The organism is Paenibacillus lacisediminis (genome assembly GCF_046567315.2).
In genome coordinates, this window is the sequence record NZ_JBKIAX020000008.1 from 79732 (window position 1) to 99850 (window position 20119).

General features: G+C 45.9%; 25 protein-coding genes and 1 pseudogene. 18 read left to right on the forward strand and 8 right to left on the reverse strand.

Annotated elements, in window-relative coordinates:
• Positions 1-54: 54 nt before the first annotated feature.
• Entirely contained in the window at positions 55-1881 is a 1827-nt protein-coding gene (locus tag ACLD72_RS16875) for an APC family permease (protein ID WP_411002581.1), read from the forward strand.
• 53 nt (positions 1882-1934) lie between these two features.
• Here ACLD72_RS16875 and ACLD72_RS16880 read toward each other — a convergent pair whose 3' ends face one another.
• The gene (locus tag ACLD72_RS16880; RefSeq protein ID WP_458476038.1) at positions 1935-2792 is read right to left on the reverse strand and encodes a lytic polysaccharide monooxygenase; all 858 of its coding nucleotides are present in this window, start codon (positions 2790-2792) and stop codon (positions 1935-1937) included.
• Between the two features lie 419 nt (positions 2793-3211).
• Here ACLD72_RS16880 and ACLD72_RS16885 point away from each other — a divergent pair, with 419 nt between their 5' ends.
• Positions 3212-3979 (forward strand): carbonic anhydrase, encoded by a 768-nt coding sequence (locus ACLD72_RS16885; protein ID WP_411002583.1) that lies wholly within the window; start codon positions 3212-3214, stop codon positions 3977-3979.
• A gap of 124 nt (positions 3980-4103) precedes the next feature.
• On the opposite strand, the gene arsC is transcribed toward ACLD72_RS16885, so the two are convergent.
• From arsC to ACLD72_RS16900, 3 genes are read right to left on the reverse strand one after another with little or no spacing between them, the layout of a single operon-like run.
• A complete protein-coding gene (arsC, locus tag ACLD72_RS16890; RefSeq protein WP_411002584.1) occupies positions 4104-4529 on the reverse strand; it encodes an arsenate reductase (thioredoxin) in 426 nt (141 codons plus the stop codon).
• A gap of 36 nt (positions 4530-4565) precedes the next feature.
• Positions 4566-5858, reverse strand: a complete 1293-nt coding sequence (locus tag ACLD72_RS16895; protein WP_411002585.1) for an arsenic transporter — start codon at positions 5856-5858, stop codon at positions 4566-4568.
• A gap of 15 nt (positions 5859-5873) precedes the next feature.
• On the reverse strand, positions 5874-6200 hold the full coding sequence (locus ACLD72_RS16900) for an ArsR/SmtB family transcription factor (RefSeq protein ID WP_411002586.1): 327 nt from the start codon (positions 6198-6200) through the stop codon (positions 5874-5876).
• A 373-nt stretch (positions 6201-6573) separates the two neighbouring features.
• Between ACLD72_RS16900 and ACLD72_RS16905 the strand changes: the two genes are divergently transcribed.
• The 3 genes from ACLD72_RS16905 (at position 6574) to ACLD72_RS16915 (ending at position 8376) form a co-directional block, all read left to right on the forward strand.
• A complete protein-coding gene (locus ACLD72_RS16905; RefSeq protein ID WP_411002597.1) occupies positions 6574-6924 on the forward strand; it encodes an ArsR/SmtB family transcription factor in 351 nt (116 codons plus the stop codon).
• A 63-nt stretch (positions 6925-6987) separates the two neighbouring features.
• Positions 6988-7794 (forward strand): arsenite methyltransferase, encoded by an 807-nt coding sequence (locus ACLD72_RS16910; protein ID WP_411002587.1) that lies wholly within the window; start codon positions 6988-6990, stop codon positions 7792-7794.
• 96 nt (positions 7795-7890) lie between these two features.
• Positions 7891-8376: an EVE domain-containing protein gene (locus tag ACLD72_RS16915; protein WP_411002588.1), complete on the forward strand. Its 486-nt coding sequence runs from the start codon at positions 7891-7893 to the stop codon at positions 8374-8376.
• 374 nt (positions 8377-8750) lie between these two features.
• Here ACLD72_RS16915 and ACLD72_RS16920 read toward each other — a convergent pair whose 3' ends face one another.
• The 3 genes from ACLD72_RS16920 to ACLD72_RS16930 form a co-directional block, all read right to left on the reverse strand.
• Entirely contained in the window at positions 8751-9389 is a 639-nt protein-coding gene (locus ACLD72_RS16920) for a phosphatase PAP2 family protein (protein ID WP_411002589.1), read from the reverse strand.
• A gap of 471 nt (positions 9390-9860) precedes the next feature.
• Positions 9861-11708 carry a hypothetical protein gene (locus tag ACLD72_RS16925; RefSeq protein ID WP_411002590.1) on the reverse strand — a complete coding sequence of 616 codons (1848 nt, stop codon included), beginning with the start codon at positions 11706-11708 and terminating at the stop codon, positions 9861-9863.
• 202 nt (positions 11709-11910) lie between these two features.
• Entirely contained in the window at positions 11911-12402 is a 492-nt protein-coding gene (locus ACLD72_RS16930) for a GyrI-like domain-containing protein (RefSeq protein WP_411002591.1), read from the reverse strand.
• 96 nt (positions 12403-12498) lie between these two features.
• Between ACLD72_RS16930 and ACLD72_RS16935 the strand changes: the two genes are divergently transcribed.
• From ACLD72_RS16935 to ACLD72_RS16985, 11 genes and pseudogenes are all read left to right on the forward strand, one after another.
• Positions 12499-13422 carry a helix-turn-helix transcriptional regulator gene (locus ACLD72_RS16935; RefSeq protein ID WP_458476043.1) on the forward strand — a complete coding sequence of 308 codons (924 nt, stop codon included), beginning with the start codon at positions 12499-12501 and terminating at the stop codon, positions 13420-13422.
• Between the two features lie 112 nt (positions 13423-13534).
• Positions 13535-13654 carry a putative holin-like toxin gene (locus ACLD72_RS16940; protein ID WP_458476045.1) on the forward strand — a complete coding sequence of 40 codons (120 nt, stop codon included), beginning with the start codon at positions 13535-13537 and terminating at the stop codon, positions 13652-13654.
• Positions 13655-13861: 207 nt separating this feature from the next.
• The gene (locus ACLD72_RS16945) at positions 13862-14050 is read left to right on the forward strand and encodes a hypothetical protein (RefSeq protein WP_458476047.1); all 189 of its coding nucleotides are present in this window, start codon (positions 13862-13864) and stop codon (positions 14048-14050) included.
• Between the two features lie 99 nt (positions 14051-14149).
• On the forward strand, positions 14150-14269 hold the full coding sequence (locus ACLD72_RS16950) for a putative holin-like toxin (RefSeq protein WP_458476045.1): 120 nt from the start codon (positions 14150-14152) through the stop codon (positions 14267-14269).
• A gap of 456 nt (positions 14270-14725) precedes the next feature.
• Positions 14726-15427 (forward strand): HEAT repeat domain-containing protein, encoded by a 702-nt coding sequence (locus tag ACLD72_RS16955; protein WP_410998823.1) that lies wholly within the window; start codon positions 14726-14728, stop codon positions 15425-15427.
• Positions 15420-15638, forward strand: a pseudogene (locus ACLD72_RS16960) (DUF2262 domain-containing protein); the annotation flags it as partial. The gene ACLD72_RS16955 and the pseudogene ACLD72_RS16960, both read left to right, overlap by 8 nt.
• 33 nt (positions 15639-15671) lie before the next feature.
• Positions 15672-16199 (forward strand): hypothetical protein, encoded by a 528-nt coding sequence (locus tag ACLD72_RS16965; protein ID WP_410998821.1) that lies wholly within the window; start codon positions 15672-15674, stop codon positions 16197-16199.
• Positions 16200-16435: 236 nt separating this feature from the next.
• The gene (locus tag ACLD72_RS16970) at positions 16436-16690 is read left to right on the forward strand and encodes a hypothetical protein (RefSeq protein WP_410998819.1); all 255 of its coding nucleotides are present in this window, start codon (positions 16436-16438) and stop codon (positions 16688-16690) included.
• Positions 16691-16693: 3 nt separating this feature from the next.
• The gene (locus ACLD72_RS16975; protein WP_410998817.1) at positions 16694-16996 is read left to right on the forward strand and encodes a hypothetical protein; all 303 of its coding nucleotides are present in this window, start codon (positions 16694-16696) and stop codon (positions 16994-16996) included.
• Positions 16997-17023: 27 nt separating this feature from the next.
• A complete protein-coding gene (locus ACLD72_RS16980; protein ID WP_410998815.1) occupies positions 17024-17371 on the forward strand; it encodes a hypothetical protein in 348 nt (115 codons plus the stop codon).
• A 22-nt stretch (positions 17372-17393) separates the two neighbouring features.
• Positions 17394-17951, forward strand: a complete 558-nt coding sequence (locus ACLD72_RS16985; protein ID WP_410998813.1) for an O-acetyl-ADP-ribose deacetylase — start codon at positions 17394-17396, stop codon at positions 17949-17951.
• A 267-nt stretch (positions 17952-18218) separates the two neighbouring features.
• Here the strand turns inward: ACLD72_RS16985 and ACLD72_RS16990 are convergent, their stop codons facing one another.
• Positions 18219-18302, reverse strand: coding sequence for a putative holin-like toxin (locus ACLD72_RS16990; protein ID WP_082207943.1), 84 nt, complete (start codon positions 18300-18302; stop codon positions 18219-18221).
• Between the two features lie 329 nt (positions 18303-18631).
• Between ACLD72_RS16990 and tnpA the strand changes: the two genes are divergently transcribed.
• Both tnpA and ACLD72_RS17000 read left to right on the forward strand, forming a co-directional pair.
• On the forward strand, positions 18632-19030 hold the full coding sequence (gene tnpA, locus ACLD72_RS16995; protein WP_410998811.1) for an IS200/IS605 family transposase: 399 nt from the start codon (positions 18632-18634) through the stop codon (positions 19028-19030).
• Between the two features lie 4 nt (positions 19031-19034).
• On the forward strand, positions 19035-20090 hold the full coding sequence (locus tag ACLD72_RS17000) for an RNA-guided endonuclease InsQ/TnpB family protein (protein ID WP_410998809.1): 1056 nt from the start codon (positions 19035-19037) through the stop codon (positions 20088-20090).
• The last annotated feature ends 29 nt before the right edge of the window (positions 20091-20119 follow it).

The following is a 20119-nucleotide window of genomic DNA, read 5'->3' on the forward strand; positions in this document are numbered from 1 at the left end:
CTTATTTTTGCCGAGCAATATAAAAAAACAACGTAATTTAGGCGGTGACCCCCTGTGCTTTCTTATATAAAGCGATTTCTTATTGGACGGCCGTTAAAATCAACGGAACTGGGCGAACAGAAGTTAAGCAAAACCAAAGCGCTTGCCATCCTTTCTTCCGACGCCCTGTCATCGGTCGCTTATGGACCTGAACAGATCTTGCTTGTTTTAATGGTCGTGGGAGCGATAGCCTATTGGTATTCGATTCCGATTGCCGCCGGTGTTCTGGTTTTATTGGTTGCCCTTATTTTGTCTTACCGGCAAATTATTTTTGCTTATCCTCATGGCGGTGGGGCTTATGTGGTTTCCAAGCAAAACCTGGGTGTAATTCCCGGACTCATTGCCGGCGGTTCGTTACTTGTTGACTATATCTTGACCGTTGCGGTGAGTGTTTCGGCCGGTACGGATGCCATTACTTCGGCTTTTCCGAGCCTTCATTCATACACTGTGCCCATAGCCGTAGGTTTTGTATTGTTAATTACCATTCTCAATTTGCGTGGTGTCACCGAATCGGCTACCATTTTTGCCTTTCCCGTTTATTTATTTGTTTTGGCCCTGGTGATTTTGATTTGTTCTGGCCTTTATAAAATCATGACCGGCCAAATTTCGCCGGAACTACATGCTCCGCTTGGTTCTCCGGTGGCTGGAATTAGTTTATTCTTGCTGCTTCGTGCCTTTGCTTCCGGATGTTCCGCTTTGACAGGGGTAGAAGCGATCTCAAACGCCATCCCCAACTTTAAAGATCCAGCTCCGCGCAATGCGGCAAAAACCTTGCTGGCCATGGGGGGCATATTGGCTGTATTGTTCACGGGAATTGTGTTTCTGGCTTATTATTATGGCGTAGGTCCTCTTGCGGAGGTTACCGTACTTTCCCAGATCGCGGAACACACTTTCGGAAGAAATATCATGTATTTCTTCATTCAGGGGACGACGGCTTTGATTCTTATTCTGGCTGCCAACACCGGATATTCCGCTTTTCCATTGCTTGCCGTTAATTTGGCTAAAGACAAGTTCATCCCAAGAGCGTTTACGGTTCGTGGAGACCGGCTGGGGTATTCGAATGGTATCATTTTCCTGGGGCTTTTTTCGATTTTACTAATCATCGTTTTTGAAGGGAAAACCGAGCTTTTAATTCCGCTTTATGCGATCGGCGTGTTTATTCCTTTTACACTGTCCCAGTCAGGGATGATGGTAAAGTGGTTACGGGAAAAACCTCCAGGTTGGATCAAGAAATTTTCGATCAATACCATCGGAGCATTAATCAGTCTGTTGGTCAGCGTGATGTTTTTCATCACCAAGTTCCATAATGTCTGGCCGGTCCTTATCTTTTTACCTATAATTATTTACGCCTTTTATCGGATTCATAAGCACTACGAAGCGATTGCGGATCAGTTGAGAATTTCAACTTGTGAGCCGGCTGTGCCGATCGAAGGGAATGTGGTGATTGTACCCGTTGCAGGAATCACCCGTGTAGTGGAGAACTCGCTGAACTATGCCAAGTCCCTTTCGCCGTATCAAATCATTGCCGTACACGTTCCTTTTGAAAAGGGGGAGGAAGCGGTTTTTGAAGAGAAGTGGAAGAAATGGCAGCCGGACATTCGGTTGGTGACGTTGTATTCTCCGTATAGAAGCATTATTCATCCGTTAATAAAATTCGTGGATACGGTGCAAAAAAAGGCGCATGAAGCGAATTACCAGGTGACCGTGGTCATCCCGCAATTTATTCCGAAAAAAGGATGGCACAATATCCTGCATAACCAATCGAGTCTATTGATTCGCGCACATCTCCTGTATCGGAGAGATGTCATCGTCGCTACGGTTCCTTATCATTTAAGAAAATAAACGGGCAAAAAGCCAGAGGGATTGTTACCCTCTGGCTCTTGCGGGATATGCCCTTATATGCTGTCCGATTCGCTGCCTACCTCGCCGGGCGGCACGTCGCCGATCAGCTTCCACGGACCCCATTCTCCAGTCGTTCCTGGCTCCTGTCCCTGGGTCCACCAGAGAGCTTGCCAGAACTGCCCGTTGTGCAGAACGATTTCACCTTCGGTATAAACTCTGATGGGATTCCAGATGAGGTGCTCTCCGAAACGGTCCGGGTCTCCCGGGAATCCTGGCTCTGGCGTGGTCGGTGCCGACGGGTTGATGCTGAGCTGGACATCCATCACTTGGTAGAAAGCATTCACTGTATCCGCAATATCCCAAACGGCCACGATGACGTGATAGCCTTCCCGGTCATTCGGAATAAAGCAATCGTTATAAACGTCAATTGGCGGAATCGCGCCGTCATCGATATAGCGGCAAAATAACTCAAGATCCGCCCGTTTTAACGGGGAATTGGGATCCCAGTCTTTTTTCGTAATATAATAATCCCATGTATTCGTGCTGTGATTGGCTGTAAGCTTCCAATGAAATGTATGCTCCCCGCCTACCATATCTACCTTGGTCCAGCGATCGGCCGTTTGCTCGTCGAGTTCAAAAAACTTCCCGCCGCTGGCGATCTGACCGTCCGGGACACCGAATTCAGGGAAATCCCCGCGGCCCTCCACACTGAAAGGCTCCCATTTCACTGGTCCGCAATCGCTGTTTTGGCCCGTAGAACATAGATGGGCGCGGCTGTCCGTCATATACCCGTGTGCGGAAGCGCTGTCAGCAAACACCAACGAACCCGCCAGCATCAGAAACAGGGTACCTGCCGAAACAACAAACCATTTCATAAATAAATGACGATTTACAAAAGTCCGGGCTGTCATCATTCTACTCCTCCTTGCATTTTTTAATAGGATTTTCCGCGAGCTTTCCAAGCTTAATTTTGACAACGCTTTCATTGACTTGAGACGCGCGTGATCGGTGCCTGCAGATCCCTCCCTTCAATGAACTTTTTATGAATCAATTCCAAAGAGGCCTGTCCATTCTTATGGAAATTGATCCCCAAATGATGGATAATCCATATATTGGATTTATTTACTACATACTATATTATGACCCCATAATTGTCAACGAGATTATAATATATATTAGGTAATAATATTTACATATATGTCGAAGTTTTGAATAATTTGTTGTACCAGTAGAACTATAATATCCGTTTGAATATGGTTGGTAAGATGCATTACATAAAAAAGGGTAAGGAGTATAATGATCAAAAAATAAATGCAAAGAGGGCATGGATATGAAGAAAAATTTCATTGTATTCGGATTTACGGCTTTTATATTGTTGGCGGGTTGTTCTGCGAGTCACGCGGCAACCAACTTAACTACCAATTCTCAGAAAGAAAATCCAACAGTTCAGGAAGTAAGCCACTTCACGTATGAACATCAAGAGGAGTGGGAGTTTGTATCGGGCAACATGCAATCTCCTATAAATATTGTTACATCCCAGGTTATTGATTATAAGGGATCCGGGTTGGGATTAAACTATGACCAAGTGGGAACTTCAATAGAAGATAACGGGCATAGCATACAAGTGGGTCTGCGTGGAACCGCGGAAATTGATGAGCGTACCTTTACACTGTCTCAAGTTCATTTTCATGCCGAAAGCGAGCATACGATCGATGGTAAGCATTATCCGCTTGAAGGGCACTTTGTACATAAGGCTGCAGACGGCCGGATCGCTGTAATCGGAGTTATGTTTACTGCGGGGGAAGAAAATCAAGCTTTCGGGAAAATTTTAGCTGCGGCAAAAGCGAATGCAAAAGGAGAGAAGGGAATTACGATCGACAACCTGGATATCGGCCAATTGCTCCCTGCTCATTTGGTCTACTATCATTATTTGGGGTCCTTGACGACACCTCCATTAACCGAAAATGTGGAATGGTACATTCTGAAGGATGCGGTCCAGCTTTCCCAAGGACAACTGGATGACTTTTACGAATACTACGACAACAATCATCGCGATATCCAAGAATTAAATGACCGTAAAGTTTTTATGAAATCTTAGTTTCTTGCTAAGAATGTATACAGTCTGCCACATTCGCCTGCCGCAGTCGGAGGAGTACCGGAATCTCTTTGGACTCCTCCGTATAGCAGGCCTCCTGACGTGGAATCCCGCTGGCAGAACCTCTTTACCGGCCGTCCCGAACGAACGATTCTATTTTGGCCTTAATAGCGTCCCGAACAGTTCGGAACTGCGCCATGATTTCTTCTTCGGTGCCGGTTGCTTTGGCCGGGTCGTCGAAACCCCAATGCCATTTGCTCACCTTTGGATTTGAAATCGCAGGACAGTGCTCGTCCGCATGTCCGCATAATGTAATAACGTAAGTGGCGCGGTTTAAGATGTCCTGATCAATGACATCGGAACTGTTTCCGCTGATATCGATCCCGGCTTCCCGCATCACTTGAACGGCGCGGGGATTAAGCCCATGTGCCTCAAGGCCGGCGCTTTTTACTTCGTATTTGTCTCCGCCCAGAGCGCTTAGAAATCCGTCGGCGATTTGACTGCGGCAAGAATTTCCCGTACATAAGAAGTAAACAAGCGGTTTTGTACTCATTTTCAAATTCCCCTTTACATTCATTATTTTTTTGAACTAACCTATTATTTTTAGCCCAATGAACATACCGCAGAGCGTTAAAAATAATACGGGAACCGTCAAGACGATACCCGTCTTAAAATACGCGCCCCACGTGATTTTAACGCCTTTGTTTGATAGGACATGGAGCCAAAGCAGGGTGGCTAGCGAACCGATTGGCGTAAGTTTGGGCCCCAAATCGGAACCAATGACATTCGCATAGATGAGTGCTTGCCTTATTAGGCCGGTTGCGCTTGTCCCGTCAATGGCCAGGGCGTTGATCATGACCGTAGGCATGTTGTTCATGACGGACGACAGGATTGCCGCAATAAATCCAGCCCCGATCGTTGCGGCGAACAGGCCTTGAGCCCCGATCCATTCGAACATCTCCGCAAGTTGATCCGTTAAACCTACATTTCGGAGCCCGTAGACAACCACGTACATCCCGATGGAAAAAACCACCACAGACCAAGGAGCGCTTTTGACGAGCTTCCAGGGTTGAAATCCCCGGCTTTGTTTTACGAACAGCAGTAAAACCAAAGCTGCCGCGCCGACAATGATGGAGATGGGGATCTGAATAAATTCGCTGGCGAGATAAGCGATAAAGAGGACCGCCAAAATAACCCAGGAAATCTTGAACAAACGAACGTCTTTGATCGCTTCAACCGGATTTCTCAGCTGCGATACATCGTATTTCTTCGGAATGCTCCTCCGGTAAAACAAGTATAGAACCAGCAGGCTCGCGGCAACCGAGAAGAGGGTCGGGATGATCATGCGGCTTGCGTACTCCAAGAAACCGATCCCGAAAAAATCGGACGAAACGATGTTCACAAGGTTACTGACAACGAGCGGCAGCGATGCCGTGTCAGAGATGAAGCCGCTGGCCATGATGAAGGGAATGATCATGCGCTCATCCATATGGAGCGCCCTGACCATGGCCAGGACAATCGGTGTAAGAATAAGGGCGGCCCCATCGTTGGCGAAGAAAAAAGCGACAACGGCTCCGAGCAGGATCACGTAGATGAACATAAGTATGCCGTTCCCGCGCGCAAAACGAGCCATATGCAGCGCGGCCCATTCGAAGAAGCCGATTTCGTCCAAAATAAGGGAAATCAGAATAATTGCAACAAACGCCAATGTGGCGTTCCAAACGATTCGGCTTACGTCCCACACATCCTGCAGATTTACAACGCCGCAGATTAAGGCGGCAATGGCGCCTCCGCATGCGGACCACCCGATGTTTAACTCTTTTGGCTGCCAGATGACGAAAATCAAGGTAACAAGAAAGACCATTGTGGCGATAATAAGCATAGGAGACCTCCCGGGTTAACAACAACGATTAGGATGACGGGCTTTCATTTTCTCTTTCATGGAAGGGAGTTGATTTAAGATATCGTTCAAATAAGGTTTGTCGCCGACGTTTAATGCGTAATAAATCCATTGGCTACGGCGGGTTTCGTTCACAATTCCGCCCGTTTTTAATTTCTTTAAGTGTTGACTGATATTAGGCTGCGTCGTTTCAAGAATATCCACGATATCGCATACGCACATCTCTTGTTCTTTCAAGAGGGCGACGATCATTAAACGCGTCTTATCCGAAAGCAACTTCAGCGTTTCCGCCATTTCAGCGATGGAGGTTTCGGGTGAGGTCATCTGTTAACACCTTTCTTTAAAATTGGCGAACTTAGCAAGATAAATTATATAATCAATCAATTATATTATCAATCACTTATATCGTGCGGAATAGAAAAAATCAAACTATTTTGATTTAATGTTGAAATTTCCAATTGGCCGTGATATGATTCGTAAATCAAAAATATTTGATGAATGGTGGGGACACGATGATGAATCACTACGTCATGGAGAAACTCATGCAGTTCCAGCAAAATGAAATTGAACAACAGGCGCTCCGGGCATGGATGTGGCCGAACCGAAAAGATCGGAAACAAGCGAAAATTTTCCAAACGCTGGTTGCGAAATCGGTCGCACCCTGTTGCCCTGCCTGCTGTTAAAGGAGCGTGTTGATATGATAAGAGTGCTGCCCGTCATTTCGAAGGCGGATGAAACGGTTGATTTTGCAAAATATGAAGCTAAGTTCAAGGCGCTGGCCGATCAAAAACGCCTGCAAATTATGTATGAACTGACGCAAAAAGGAAGTGTGTGCGTTTGCGATTTAATGGATATCGTGGATATGCCGCAATCGAAACTTTCGTATCACTTAAAGATTCTGTTTGAAGCCGGATTAATCACCAGAGAGACAAAGGGCACATGGAGCTATTATGAATTAAACCATGCCGAAGTCAACCGGCTGCTGTCTCCGGAGCTATGCTGTGTTTTTCGAAAGGCAGACAAACAGCCTGGCGGATGCTGTTCATGAAATCCGCTGGGTTTTAAGTTGTCTAATTAATCAAAATATTTTGATATACTAGGAGGAGATTACATGAATTCATTGCAAAATGATAAGGTTCGCCAACATGTGCGTAACCGGTACAAGCAAATAGCTCAAGGCAGCCGTACTGATGCGAAGTGCTGCACGTCAAGTTCTTCTTCATCTTCTTACTGCGCTACCCCGGATGAGGTGTCCTTCAAATTGGGCTATTCGGCTGAGGAGATGGCGGATGTCCCCGAAGGTTCAAACCTGGGGTTAGGCTGCGGCAACCCGCAAGCGATCGCTTCTTTGAAGCCGGGAGAGGCCGTGCTCGATCTTGGCAGAGGCGCCGGTTTTGACTGCTTCCTGGCATCGAAGCAAGTTGGGGAGTCGGGGAAGGTTTATGGGGTCGACATGACCCCTGAAATGGTTAGCCGTGCCCGTCATAACGCGCATAAAAACGGCTACCGGAATGTGGAATTCCGGTTGGGAGAAATTGAATATTTGCCTATACCTGATCATTCGGTCGACGTGATTATCTCGAACTGCGTCATTAATCTGTCTCCGGATAAGCAGCAGGTTTTTGATGATGCTTACCGTGTCTTGAAACCGGGCGGCCGCATCGCCGTATCGGATATTGTTACCACCGCGGAACTTCCCGTCGAGATCAAAGGAGATCTCGATTCGCTGGCGGGTTGTGTATCCGGGGCGTCAACCGTCGAAGAAGTTAAGGAAATGCTCCGGAACAGCGGATTTCAGGAAATTGCCGTTGAACCGAAAGATCAATCCCATGAGTTTATTAAGGATTGGGAGCCTGGCGGCCATTTGGAAGACTATATTCAATCGGCGGTTATCAAAGCAATAAAACCATATAACTAATATGCACTGCAAATCCGTGAAACGCTACTGACATGCTGTTGTCAGCAGCGTTTTTGTATACTTTCGTTATACAAATCAAAAGGAGGCCGCAATAAAATGATCGACAAGTCACCTGATTTGGGGTTTGCCGGGAACGATATAACTAAAGGGAGCCGCTATTGGATTGGCGTAGTCTCCGCATCGCATGTCAGCCGCGGGGTTAGGGAAGGGATCGCCCAGACTTGCCATGGGAAAGCCCGCCCGCTCGGAAGAATGCGGCCAGGCGATTGGCTCATCTATTACTCGCCGCGGACAGAGATGAAGGGCGGGGAAGTTCTGCAGGCGTTTACGGCGATTGGCCAGGTGACAGACGATATCGTATATCCATTTAAAATGAACGATGACTCTATTCCATATCGCCGGAATATGCATTATTTCCCCTGCCGCACCGTTAAAATTGCCGCTCTGTTGGACAAGCTTACGTTCACTAAGGGGAAACGCAACTGGGGATACTCCTTTCGCTTCGGACAATTCGAAATCAGCCGTGAAGATTTTCTGACCATAGCTAATGAGATGCTGGGGAGCGGTAGAGTTGAACGCTGAAAGCCGAGTTTATCGTTTTTCATGGGAAGAAGGACGACCTGATGGGGGCGATGTGGTCAACTGCAAAAGTGCATCCTATTTTTCGCCAATAACCATTTTAGAGCGATTGAAGTGCAAAAGTACATCTCATTTGAGCTTATCCGATAAAAAAGCAGCTTTTGACCGGAGATGAACTGCACTTTTGCATTTCGTGGAACTACCCTTCTTCCTAGGCGGCTTCAAACCCCGCATTCCATCGCGGTTTAACCCATGCTCGACCTGCTTTTAAGGTAATTTTCGTTCTGCCAAAGTTGAATTGTAAAGTTTTCAGCAAAGCAAAGCTGAACAATTCCATGGTTGTGGGGAAAAACTGCCGCTTAATGTGGTCTGGCTTCTTAGGGAGTACGATCGATAACGTATTTCTTATACCACAAAATACTTGCAGTTAACCAGCACCCACTAACGAAATATCCTCCGAGGACATCGCTCGGGTAATGCACCCCTAAATATATCCGGCTGATTCCGATGGCCAAGATAAACAGGGTGCTCAGAACGATTATCAGCGAGCGGCCTGATGAAGTGGGCACATGCCTCCAAATCAGAAAAGCTAGGGCACCGTAAAAACTGAACGCGGCCATGGAATGTCCGCTCGGAAAGCTGTAGCCTTCAGCTTCAATAATCCGGTGAATGACGGGGCGCGCACGGTGAAACAGTGTTTTAAGTGCCCAGTTCAGTACGGTTGAACCAAGCATGACACCGGCCAAGAAGACAAGTTCTCTGCGGTGCCTCAAGACGGTATATAAAACAACCATGGCTGTGATAATCACAAGAATGAACGGCAAACCTCCACCGATAGTCGTAAAAAATTTCATAACGGCTGTCAAAGCAGGATTTTCCCAATGCTGAATCCAAGCGGTGACAATCTTATCGAAATTGCGTATTTCGTTGTCGTGTACGAACAGGGAAATCGCCCCGAACCCCAGAGTGCATACGATTAATGTAACCAGTGCTAGTGATATTTTGATTCTGAACATGTTGGAATGTTTCCTCCGTGAGCGAGTAAGTTGTTATTGTAGGCATTCCACTAGTATAACAAAGTTTAGCGGACTCAAGCCAAGCTGCTTTAAAATGCAGATGATTATTAGAGCAACATAAAAGAGGGCGAAAAAAATCTAATGGTTGTGAGCACCGTTATTTTCGTAAAAACGAGCGGATACAAAATGTAACGGTTGCCAACGAGCCTATTTCCCGTTTTATCGGCAGCACTGGGGCGGTTTCGCCTGAATAAGCACGGTTACATCCGTTAAAAAAAAGAAATTATTGCTTTTTCGCTCGAATAAGCGCGATAACATCCGTTAGCGTAGAAAATGTTCCGGGTAGCTTGATCATTCGAGATTAACCGTTTAGTCAAGCACCGATTTTTAGGTTGAGCCACGTTTTTAATTGAAAAAAGCCTGTCCATTTAAAAATGGACGGGCTTTTTGGTGGTAAGCGATTGCGTGGCCTTACTGGTCCAAATCCTCAATCGCCCTGAAGTCGTCAAAGTTGTCCATCACACCGGGCGGTGTATACGGTCTGACGACGAGGAGGGTCGACGTATAAGCATGGCCTTGGTAGACGGCGGTCACGGACGTGAGTCCCCGGCTAATGCCGGTGATATAGCCGCTTTCGTCAATTTGGGCAATCTCTGGGTTAGCCGTCGTAAACTGGGTTTCGCCGGTGACGTTCAACGTGTTTCCGTCCTCGTCGGTGAACAACGCCTCGATGTCCAGCTCACTGCCGACGGTTACGGAATAGTCGTCCGAATCCAGGTAGAATTGCCCGGAACCAGGCTGCGGTTCACCCGATCCGCCATTGACCGTGACCGATAACACGGCTCTGAGTCCACCGTATTCGCCGGTAATTTCGGCGGTTCCGGTGGATATGCCCGTGAGGACGCCTGCTTTATCCACGTCGGCGATCTCCGGATTCAGAGAACTGAAGCCGGCAAAATACGTCACATCGGTGACACTTCCGTCTGTATAAACGGCCTCGATGACGCTCGGCTTGCGCTCGCCGATCTCCAGTTTCACGGCCGGATCGGCGAAGCGAAGTTCGGCCAGTTCCGGATTGCCGGGTTCTTGTCCAGATCCCGAAAGCTTAACCAACTGCATGCGGTACTTTCCGTTTTCCTTTACCTGGCCCGACAGGATGAAGCCTCCGTCCGGAGTGGGGGATCCTTTTCCTACGGCGGCAAGTCCCGGAGCCGCATATTGCAGCTTTCCGGTCAACTCGCCATCCTGGTTGATGTAGGAGATCTGGTATTGATACTTCGCATCTTCCTTGCGGGTCGAACTGCCTAAAAGCGCGTATCCGTCCTTTGTGGTCACTAATTGTCTGTAAGAGCCGTTGTCGCCGTGGGGAGAATAGTTTTTCTCCCAAACGATATTGCCATCTGCATCCGCTTTCAGGAGAAAAGCGATTCTTTCTCCGTTCTGCTGCTGTGTACCGTATACGATATAACCTCCGTCCGCCGACAATTGAACCGAATAGGCTGCGCGGCCGGTCTGGGGAGCGGGTTGCTTGTTCTCCCACTCGACTTCACCTTGGGCGTCCACCTTCACGATTACGGAGGCGTCCGAGTTCGAGTTGATCACGCTGTCGATATAGCCTACCGCCAATAACCCTCCGTCGGGCGTGGTGATGACCTCATTAAAAACCTGGTTATTCCCTTCACCAAAGCGGTACGTTTTAAACCAAAGCTGGTTTCCTTCGTTGTCGATCTTTAGCAGGTATGCGGGGGCTTCCCAATACGAATTGACGCTGTACCCGGTAACGGCAAAACCTCCGTCCGGGGTTTCCGCCACGGATCCCGCATATAAATGCGTTCCGATGTATAGGTCTTTATAATAGCGGGTCCATTCGATTTGTCCTTGGCCGCCAAGCTTGGCCAAATAAGGGAGGGTGATCGGTCTCTCGGTTCGGTCGGTGATCGCACCGCTTACGAGATATCCTCCATCCTGCGTCTGGATAATTTGTCTGGCCTCAACGCCATCCTTGGTGTAGTCTCCGGTGATCTGCAGCCGTTGCTCCCACTCCACGGCACCATCCTTGTCCAACTTGACCACATACCCAGCCTCATCGCCATTGTTTTGGGCAGAGCCAACTGCAACATAACCTCCATCGGCAGTGGGGACCACCGAACGCGCCTGGGCAGAAGCGTAGCTTTCGCCGTACTCTCTACTCCACTCCACCTTCGCTTCGAGATCCTTCTCCGAAACAGCGGAGGCGGCCTGGCTGGAACCGGTCCATCCGATCCAGGCCAACACGCAGCTTAGCGATAATAGGGCTAATCCTTTAAAACGATGCAACATCAACTTTCCCTCCCAATTTTGTTTTTTTAAGGGATATTGCCTTCTTCTATTATCCTGGAAAAGGGAACTGGAAGGGAATCCCGCCTTCTTCCTTAATTTTGGCAGATCGGAGAGCGTCAGTTAGGGCGGGACGACTGGGAGAAAAGGCTTTACTATACCTCAATGCTTTAATTTCGATTTAGACTGCCCCCAATTATATGGGTTACTGATCATTACGTCTCTTTACAGGTACCCATACTTCCACTTCTGCGTCTGTCGGGTTTCCGTTAAGCAAGATTTCAGCGACTGGAGCACCGGAATACTCCCACTCATAAGTATCCGTTAAAATGGCCCCAAAAGCCTGATCCTCCAATTTATCAAAGGCCAGACGGGACAAACCGCCGCTGCCCGACAGAACCAAATACTCGCTTTCCGGGAACCATACTTCTTCGGCGTCATCCGGCAGGGGCTGGGAAGATTGAACGCCTGCATAATAAAATGCAGTGTCATTATTCATGACCACGGCAGCGTAGCCGTATGGGCTTTCTGACAATGGACGCAGCGTCGCCATTTTCCCGTTGTTTACTGTGCTTTTAAAAAACGAAGTTTTCTGACTTGAAAAATGCGGCGAGTGGATGCTTAATGCACTTGTCAAAACGGTTTTAAATCCGACGATACGGAAAGATGCCTTTTTTTCGATTTTGAAATTGTTCACTTGTAACTGCCTCCCTAATGGTTGATTTTGAATTCGTATATAGCGTAGCATGCCAAATATGACAACTGTATGGCATACTTGAGGAGGAGGTGCGGCATGAAAATAGACCGTTTAATTGCGATGATCGTCATATTATTGGAACATGAGGTTATCAGCGCGCGGGAACTGGCCGAAAAGCTTGAGGTTAGCAGAAGAACCATCTACCGCGATATTGATACGTTGACTTTTGCCGGGCTGCCCATCTTCACCCATCAAGGAGCAACAGGCGGCGTTGGCCTGATGAAATCGTATAAAGTGGACAAAAAGCTGTTCACGCGTACAGACGTTCAAACACTGGTAACCAGTTTGAAAAGCTATAAGCTGCTGTTTAATCATAAGGAAATTGTCCACGTTCTGGAGAAGCTGAGCGCTATTGGTCATGAAGGTGGGGCACCGATTCCGGAAGGAAAATTTGTTGTCGATTTATCGTTGAATCAGGGAAATGAATCGTTGCGCACGCTGCTGAGCCATGTGGAAACGGCCTTGAATGAAGATCGCTGCTTAATCTTTGATTACGTTGATAAGGCGGGCCATGTAAGTTCCCGAAAAGTCGAGCCTTACCGGGTCGTTTTCAAAGAAAGCAGCTGGTATCTGCGAGGTTATTGTCTTGAAAAAAGGGATTACCGGATATTCAAATTGGCTCGCATGAGCAAGCTGCAAGTTTTACAGGAAACCTTTGTGCCGCGGGATTTTTCGCCGCTTCCGATGGATGGAGCGGATTGGATGAATCAAAATTGGGTTTCGGTTACGATCCGTATTGAACGTTCTATGATAGATAAAGTTATTGAACGATTTGGCGAGGGAAATGTAATACGGGTAGAGGGGGATACTTGCTTGGCTACCTATCCTATCATTCCTAATGAATTTGGTTACGACAAGCTGCTCGCTTTTGGGGATAAATGCGAAATTGTGGGGCCATCCGAAATGCGAGAGGGTTTTCGGCAATACGTTGGGAGGATTCTGGCAAAGTATGAGCATTAACAATAAAATTGTTAAAATCATTTCTTACCCGGCTGCCAAATTCTGCTACAATATAGCATGTACACGAAACTGGCTTATAAGGGCGGACGGCTAATCTCCCGGAAGGGAGGTGATGCCTGTGGCGATTAAAGACACTTTGATGATCATGATCAGTTTTGCCGCGCTAATAATTGCGCTGTTGACGCTGGTTGTGGCCATTATCGTAGCGATTAATCAAAACACAAAGAAATAGACCGCCCCGGGTAAGGGAAGCGGTCTATTTCAAACCGTAACTTTGCCTACAGCCGACCGCTCTTTAAAGCGGCAAGTGTACAGGGAGTCCGTGTTCCAGCACGGCTCCTTTACTATTTTTATCGTAGCACAAGCTTTACTATACCTCAATGCTTAAAATTCGGATTTCATCCGTGGGAGCAAATGGAATGGTTCGTTGGAAAAGAAAATGAGAATCAAAGGCGCATTTCGAGGAGGTTGGCTTAATAAAATGGAAGCGAATATCGAAGGACTTCTCCGTATATTGGGAAATCATCATGAGGAACAGCACGGCATTCCAGAGGCTGACATTCAGGCAAAGGAAAAAAGCCTGGGTATTCCTTGCCGGTGGTACTGCGGGATTATTACAAGACTTTAGGGAATCCGTGATATATTGCGGGATCAGGTTTGCTACAATATAGCATGTACACGAAACTGGCTTATAAGGGCGGACGGCTAATCTCCCGGAAGGGAGGTGATGCCTGTGGCGATTAAAGACACTTTGATGATCATGATCAGTTTTGCCGCGCTAATAATTGCGCTGTTGACGCTGGTTGTGGCCATTATCGTAGCGATTAATCAAAACACAAAGAAATAGACCGCCCTCCACGCAAAGGATGCGGTCTATTTCGATCGTAGCACCTTAGCACAGCCGACCGCTCTTTAAAGCGGTAAGTGTACAGGGAGTCCGTGTTGCAAGCACGGCTCCTTTACTATTTTTATCGTAGCACAAGCTTTACTATACCTCAATGCTTAAAATTCCGAATTAACATATAACGGGAATCAACTATTGAGGGATATTCTTAAACGTCATTTTACTCATTAGTATTCTTTCCGGTTGCCGCGAAAATTCAAACCTTGAACCAGTTAGCAAAAATAATGCTGCTCCAGAGCGCGCCTCCGCGATCTCTTCTCATTGCCTTTCGGAATCAGGATCGTACGTACAAGCTTTCGATTATAGCCGATAAAGTGATTTTGAATGCGGATGAAGGTGGAGTGTGGGGAGATCCCTTCGACAATCTGGAAATATAATTATATGTAAGGAGCAGAAATAATGCCTTTTAGCGACATCTTTAAATCACTAAATATCGCAATGTCTGAAGAAGTATTGGCGCAGTTGAACGGTCATTTTTTGTTACAAGAAGAGAAAGAGTTTTTCTTGCGCATGTTAAGTCACGATGAAATCGCCGAGCTGCACCAATTTATGTCTGACATGGACGAAATATTTCAAAGTATGATTCCGGTCTGGACCGATGACAATTCCAATTATGTAGGGATCTATTTTAACGGCCCTCTAAGCTATCGAGTCTGTTATTTAAATCATGAAGAGACCGATCTTTCTCCTGCTTTTAGAAGTGCCGGCTCTTTTATAGCTGCATTGGAGCAAGATTCGAATCACGACTGGGGCGATCTGAAAAAAGATTACCCGCAGGATCAAAATAACAATAACGAGTTGAGCGCTGTTGACCTTGAAAGTATTGAGCAAATCAATCATATGTTGCAAACCCCCGATTTGGACGATGATGTAAGATGCCAGTATATATACAGTGTTATGGCGTTAACGCCGTACAACCAATTGGATACTTTGCTTAAGTTCCTGGATGACGAGGATATGTATGTACAAGAACGGGCATGCGACATTTTGGGTTATCACAAATATTTGCCAGCTAGAGAGAAATTAAGCGAGCTTTTAGAACATGGAATGCATAATGGAAGACTAGCCGCCAAGCGTGCGCTGGCCCGACTAGGAATATGACGAAGATGATGAAAACCTGGATTGGGATGCAGTTGAGGCTGGAGAATATGAGGTAACCAAAGAGGAATTTGGGGCTGCCCTGACACTTCTTCATATAGAAATTCGAGCTAACGAAATTTATTGCGAATACGATGATGGAGAGATGTTTGGCGGGCATCGTATACACGCTTACTTTAATCAAGACTATAATCTGCTAAAAGCGGATATCTAATACACATTAAAAGAACCGAAAGTAGGTATAGTGATGGCGAATTATGTTTCATTACCCGAAGATCCGGCTTACTCCGTTGAAGATTTGCATATGTCCAATGGATTGACTTCCGTTTTTATTGAGGTTCTTGCATTAAGCGGGTCGATCTTAGCTACAACAAACCGGGAGAAAGAACTGGTCATCTGGCTGGCCCAGAGGGATCAAGCTTGCGTTGGGATTGGAACGGTGGGTTTTGACATTGATGAAATGCCGTGGACGATCGACTCTTTTGAAGCAGAAAAAGAATTTATGCTTAGAACTATTGCATCGGCTATTGACGGGTTAGGATGGGAACGGCTCAATTATGAACCTAATCAAGAAATGGTCCAAAGATGCTTACAACAATTTGATTTAATGGTCCGTGCTTTTGAGAAAAGAAGTGTCGATATAAACAACTACTTGGAATGGTCTGAGATTGAAGAAGGGGATGACTGCCCCACCATTCCATACGGTTATCCGAAATGCGAGAAACATGGTGTCTATCTCTCATTATTCGGCTGTATACTTTGCAATAATAGTTAATTCATATCGCAATGAGATGGTTTTATAGGGCTAGATTACAGTTTTGTTGTCGTCACACATAAAAGGGAACAGGATAAAATATTCGAATACATAAAAACCAAAACCAAAAGTGATCATCATCTAGCAGATTTGCGTCAAAATTTCTTTGATATGATCAAAACTTTTTTATACTCGATATAGTCATTTTTTGGAATGAATCTGGCACCTGTGGAATATTTGGTTGCGGGGGATATTACGTGGATGTTTTCCATGAAGATGACGCTGTTATCTGGCTTACAGAGCAATCCCCGTTTATGGATAAGTCTTTACTGCCTTCAAAGCGATTTATTTTCTCGCGCAACAATATAATTGAGTTTGCTGAACAATTAGTTGAAAAGTTTGAAGAAATCAGACGTATTAGTGAATCGCATGAACTAAATTTTCAATACGACCGGGAAAAATATTTAGGCTCCATACGAAATTTTGTTAGTCAAAATTCGAAGGGGGGATAAGGGTTGCAACAATATGAAAAGAAAAAACTGGCGTATCGCACTTATCACTTGCCGGAAGGAACGAGCTACAGATTTGCGGATTTAATCCATAAAGAAATAGTTGAAACTTTATTTGATTACTGTCAGATCATGGAGGCGGTAATTTACAAAGACGGATGGGAAATGCTATTGAATTATCATGGTCTTGAGACCTTATATGAGATCAATGAAAAGAGCGGCTGGTTTGATTGCAATAGTATGGAAGAATTTTTGAGCTACATAGAATCTAATATTTCAGATACTACGGGCAGTGTTTATTTGGGGTAGATTCAGGGCGTTGAAGGAGCTTGTGGAGTGAAGAAAAAGACCAGGGAAATCAGGGTGTGTGAAAAAGAGTATATATATGTAATCAACCAGAAGTATTCTCAGCAGAAGAGCATGATTTCTAAGTTTTGTACTTGGGATAATCCCATAGCAGGCAGCCCGCTTTTAACGGGAGTGGCATTAAAAAATAGAGAGAGAAACCATACAGAAAATGTTAATTTACATCGGCCTAAATGGATTTCAGAACTTACTCAATACGCTTTGGATCATGGATGGACCGGAGGAAATTGCATGGAATTTCCCGATGGATTGGATATCCTTGATCAGATGGGATACGACGTCGATTGGCTCAGGAATGAAGTGAAAAGCTACACCTAATGGAGTTCGTAAAGGAGACGTCATGAATTATACTGCAACGATAAATAACACTGTCATTGAATTGATTCGAGGCGATATAACGAAATGTGAAGTGGACGCTATCGTAAATGCGGCAAACACAAGCCTGCTGGGGGGAGGGGGCGTAGATGGCGCTATCCATAAAGCCGGCGGAAAGGCGATCCTGGAGGAATGTATAAAAATCCGGAATCAAAGAGGCGGTTGCCCAGTCGGGGAGGCCGTGATTACAACCGGAGGAAATTTGAAGTGCCGGTTTGTCATTCATACAGTTGGTCCCGTTTGGAATGGTGGAATCAATCAAGAAGAAGAGAAGCTAAGGAATTGTTATAAAAGTATATTCATATTGGCTGACTCCAACAATGTAACAAGTGTTGCCATCCCCAATATAAGCACAGGCATATACAAGTATCCGAAACACCAGGCATGTGTGGCAGCCGTGGATGAAGTTTCGAAGTATTTGGCGAATAACAACAACACAATTAAGAAAGTTGTGTTTGTCTGTTTCGATGAAATGAATTTTGAAATTTACAAGAATGAATTGAAAAAATCTTTAAATCACTAACATCTGGCATTTTGCATTTCATAACATACCCGAATTACCAGAGATACTGGCTTCTGGCAAACAAATTTCCTTATTTCTCCTTTTTCTATGACGTGTTAGCCGGAACGGGTCTGTAAAGTAAATGCATTGCCTGAATATTTTCAATGTGATAACATAAAATAGAAAAAGGATCGGTTGCCTCCGATCCCCTGTACAACCACCGCTAAAAGAGCGGGCAGCCAGATTTAGGTCATTGGAAATGAGCCGTCATCCTAACCACAGGGCGGCTCATTTCCTTTTATGGAAAGACAGCACGGCAATCACAAACATGCCGAATGCGAGCATCAAGGATAATGCTTCATATACTGTCATAGCCTCACCTCCCTTCCGGGAGTTTTGGCTGCCGCCCTGTTAGCTGATATGTTGTACAAACCAAATTATACCATGTAAACTAATGGTAGATAACTGAAATGATGGAAGAAGCTCTAATGAAAATAACGATGAACAAGGCGATTCTGTGGCTATCATCCAAGAAGCGTCAAGTACTAGGGAACCCCAAATTACAGATCTTAGCCGAGAAAGCCCGTACCTTTAGGCATGGGATGAATCGGCTTAGGACAAGGTCTGTCTTTAGACAGCTTAATTGTCCTACATTCTTTCATGTTGCTGCAGTTTTATATTTAAACTGATACAATTAGTGTATGGGACAAGAATATAGAAGAACGAAAACAACCGTATCACTCATCAACTACCATTTTGTGTTTTGCCCGCGGTATCGAAGAATGGTACTTGTGAGTCAAGTAGAGGCGCGATTTAAAGAGCTTATGCAAGAGTTGTGCCAAGAAAACGATTGGCTTATTGTTGCGATGGAAGTTATGCCCGATCATGTGCATCTATTCTTAAACGTGCTGCCAACGAATTCTCCAGCGGACATTATGGCCAAATTGAAAGGTGCAACCTCGCGATTTTTGCGTCAAGAATTTAAGCACTTGAACCATCTGCCCAGCCTTTGGACACGTTCCTATTTCGTCAGCACGGCAGGGAATGTTTCGAGCGAAACCATCAAACGTTATGTTGAAGAACAAAAGACAAGGGGGTGAAGCTATGCAAACCGTAACCGTTCAAATTCGAATATTTCCAAACGAGGTTTCCCTGCTGAAGGAGATGGGGGACGAATACATCAAAACGGTCAATCTCCTCACCGAACAAGCGGAAGCATCGGGTACATTTCCGAAGCTCACCTCCAAGGATGTCGATGCCAACCTTCCATCCGCAGTAAAGAACCAAGCCATTCGAGATACACAAGGCATACATAAAAAGACGAAAAAGCAAGGAAAACGTCCGGTGCTAAAGCGCAGAGCCTACTACGTCAATAACCAGAACTACTCTCTTGGGGACCATAGCGTTACCTTTCCTGTGATGTTGAACGGAAAGGTACAGCGACTCAAAATTACAGCTCGTGTAACGGAGCGCGAACAACGTTTGATATCCAGCGGCAAGCTTGGCCTATTAAAATTGGTGGAGAAGTCGGGGAAGTGGTACGTTCAAATTTCTGTTGAAAGAAAGGTAGAGCAAACCACTGGCGATGCCATGATGGGAATTGACTTGGGCTTAAAAATCCCAGCCGTTGTTGTCACCTCCACGGGCAAGACGAAGTTTGTGGGTAACGGTAGACAAAACAAGTACATCCGCCGCAAATACAAAGAGCGAAGAAGAAAGATGGGCAAGTTAAAGAAGTTGTCTGCAATCCGTAAGCAAGAAAATAAAGAACATCGCTATATCAAAGACCAGAACCACAAAATCAGCCGTAAGATTGTGAACATGGCGACCCTAGAACAAGTATCGGTCATCAAGATGGAAAAGCTAACGAACATTCGCCAAGCGACAAGAACAAGTCGTAAAAACGCAAAAAACTTGCATAACTGGACGTTCCATCAACTGCAGAAGTTTATCACATACAAAGCGGCATTGGGCGGGATTAAAGTCATCGAAGTGAATCCTGCATACACCTCCCAAACCTGTCCCTACTGTGGGGATCGAAACAAGGCTACGGACCGAACGTACCAGTGTTCCTGCGGGTATCGCGCACATCGCGACAGAGTTGGAGCCATCAACATTATGCGCCAACCTGTGATAGATGGTAACAGTCTATCAGCCTAGATAGCTATACGCTCTGATCTAGGATGAGC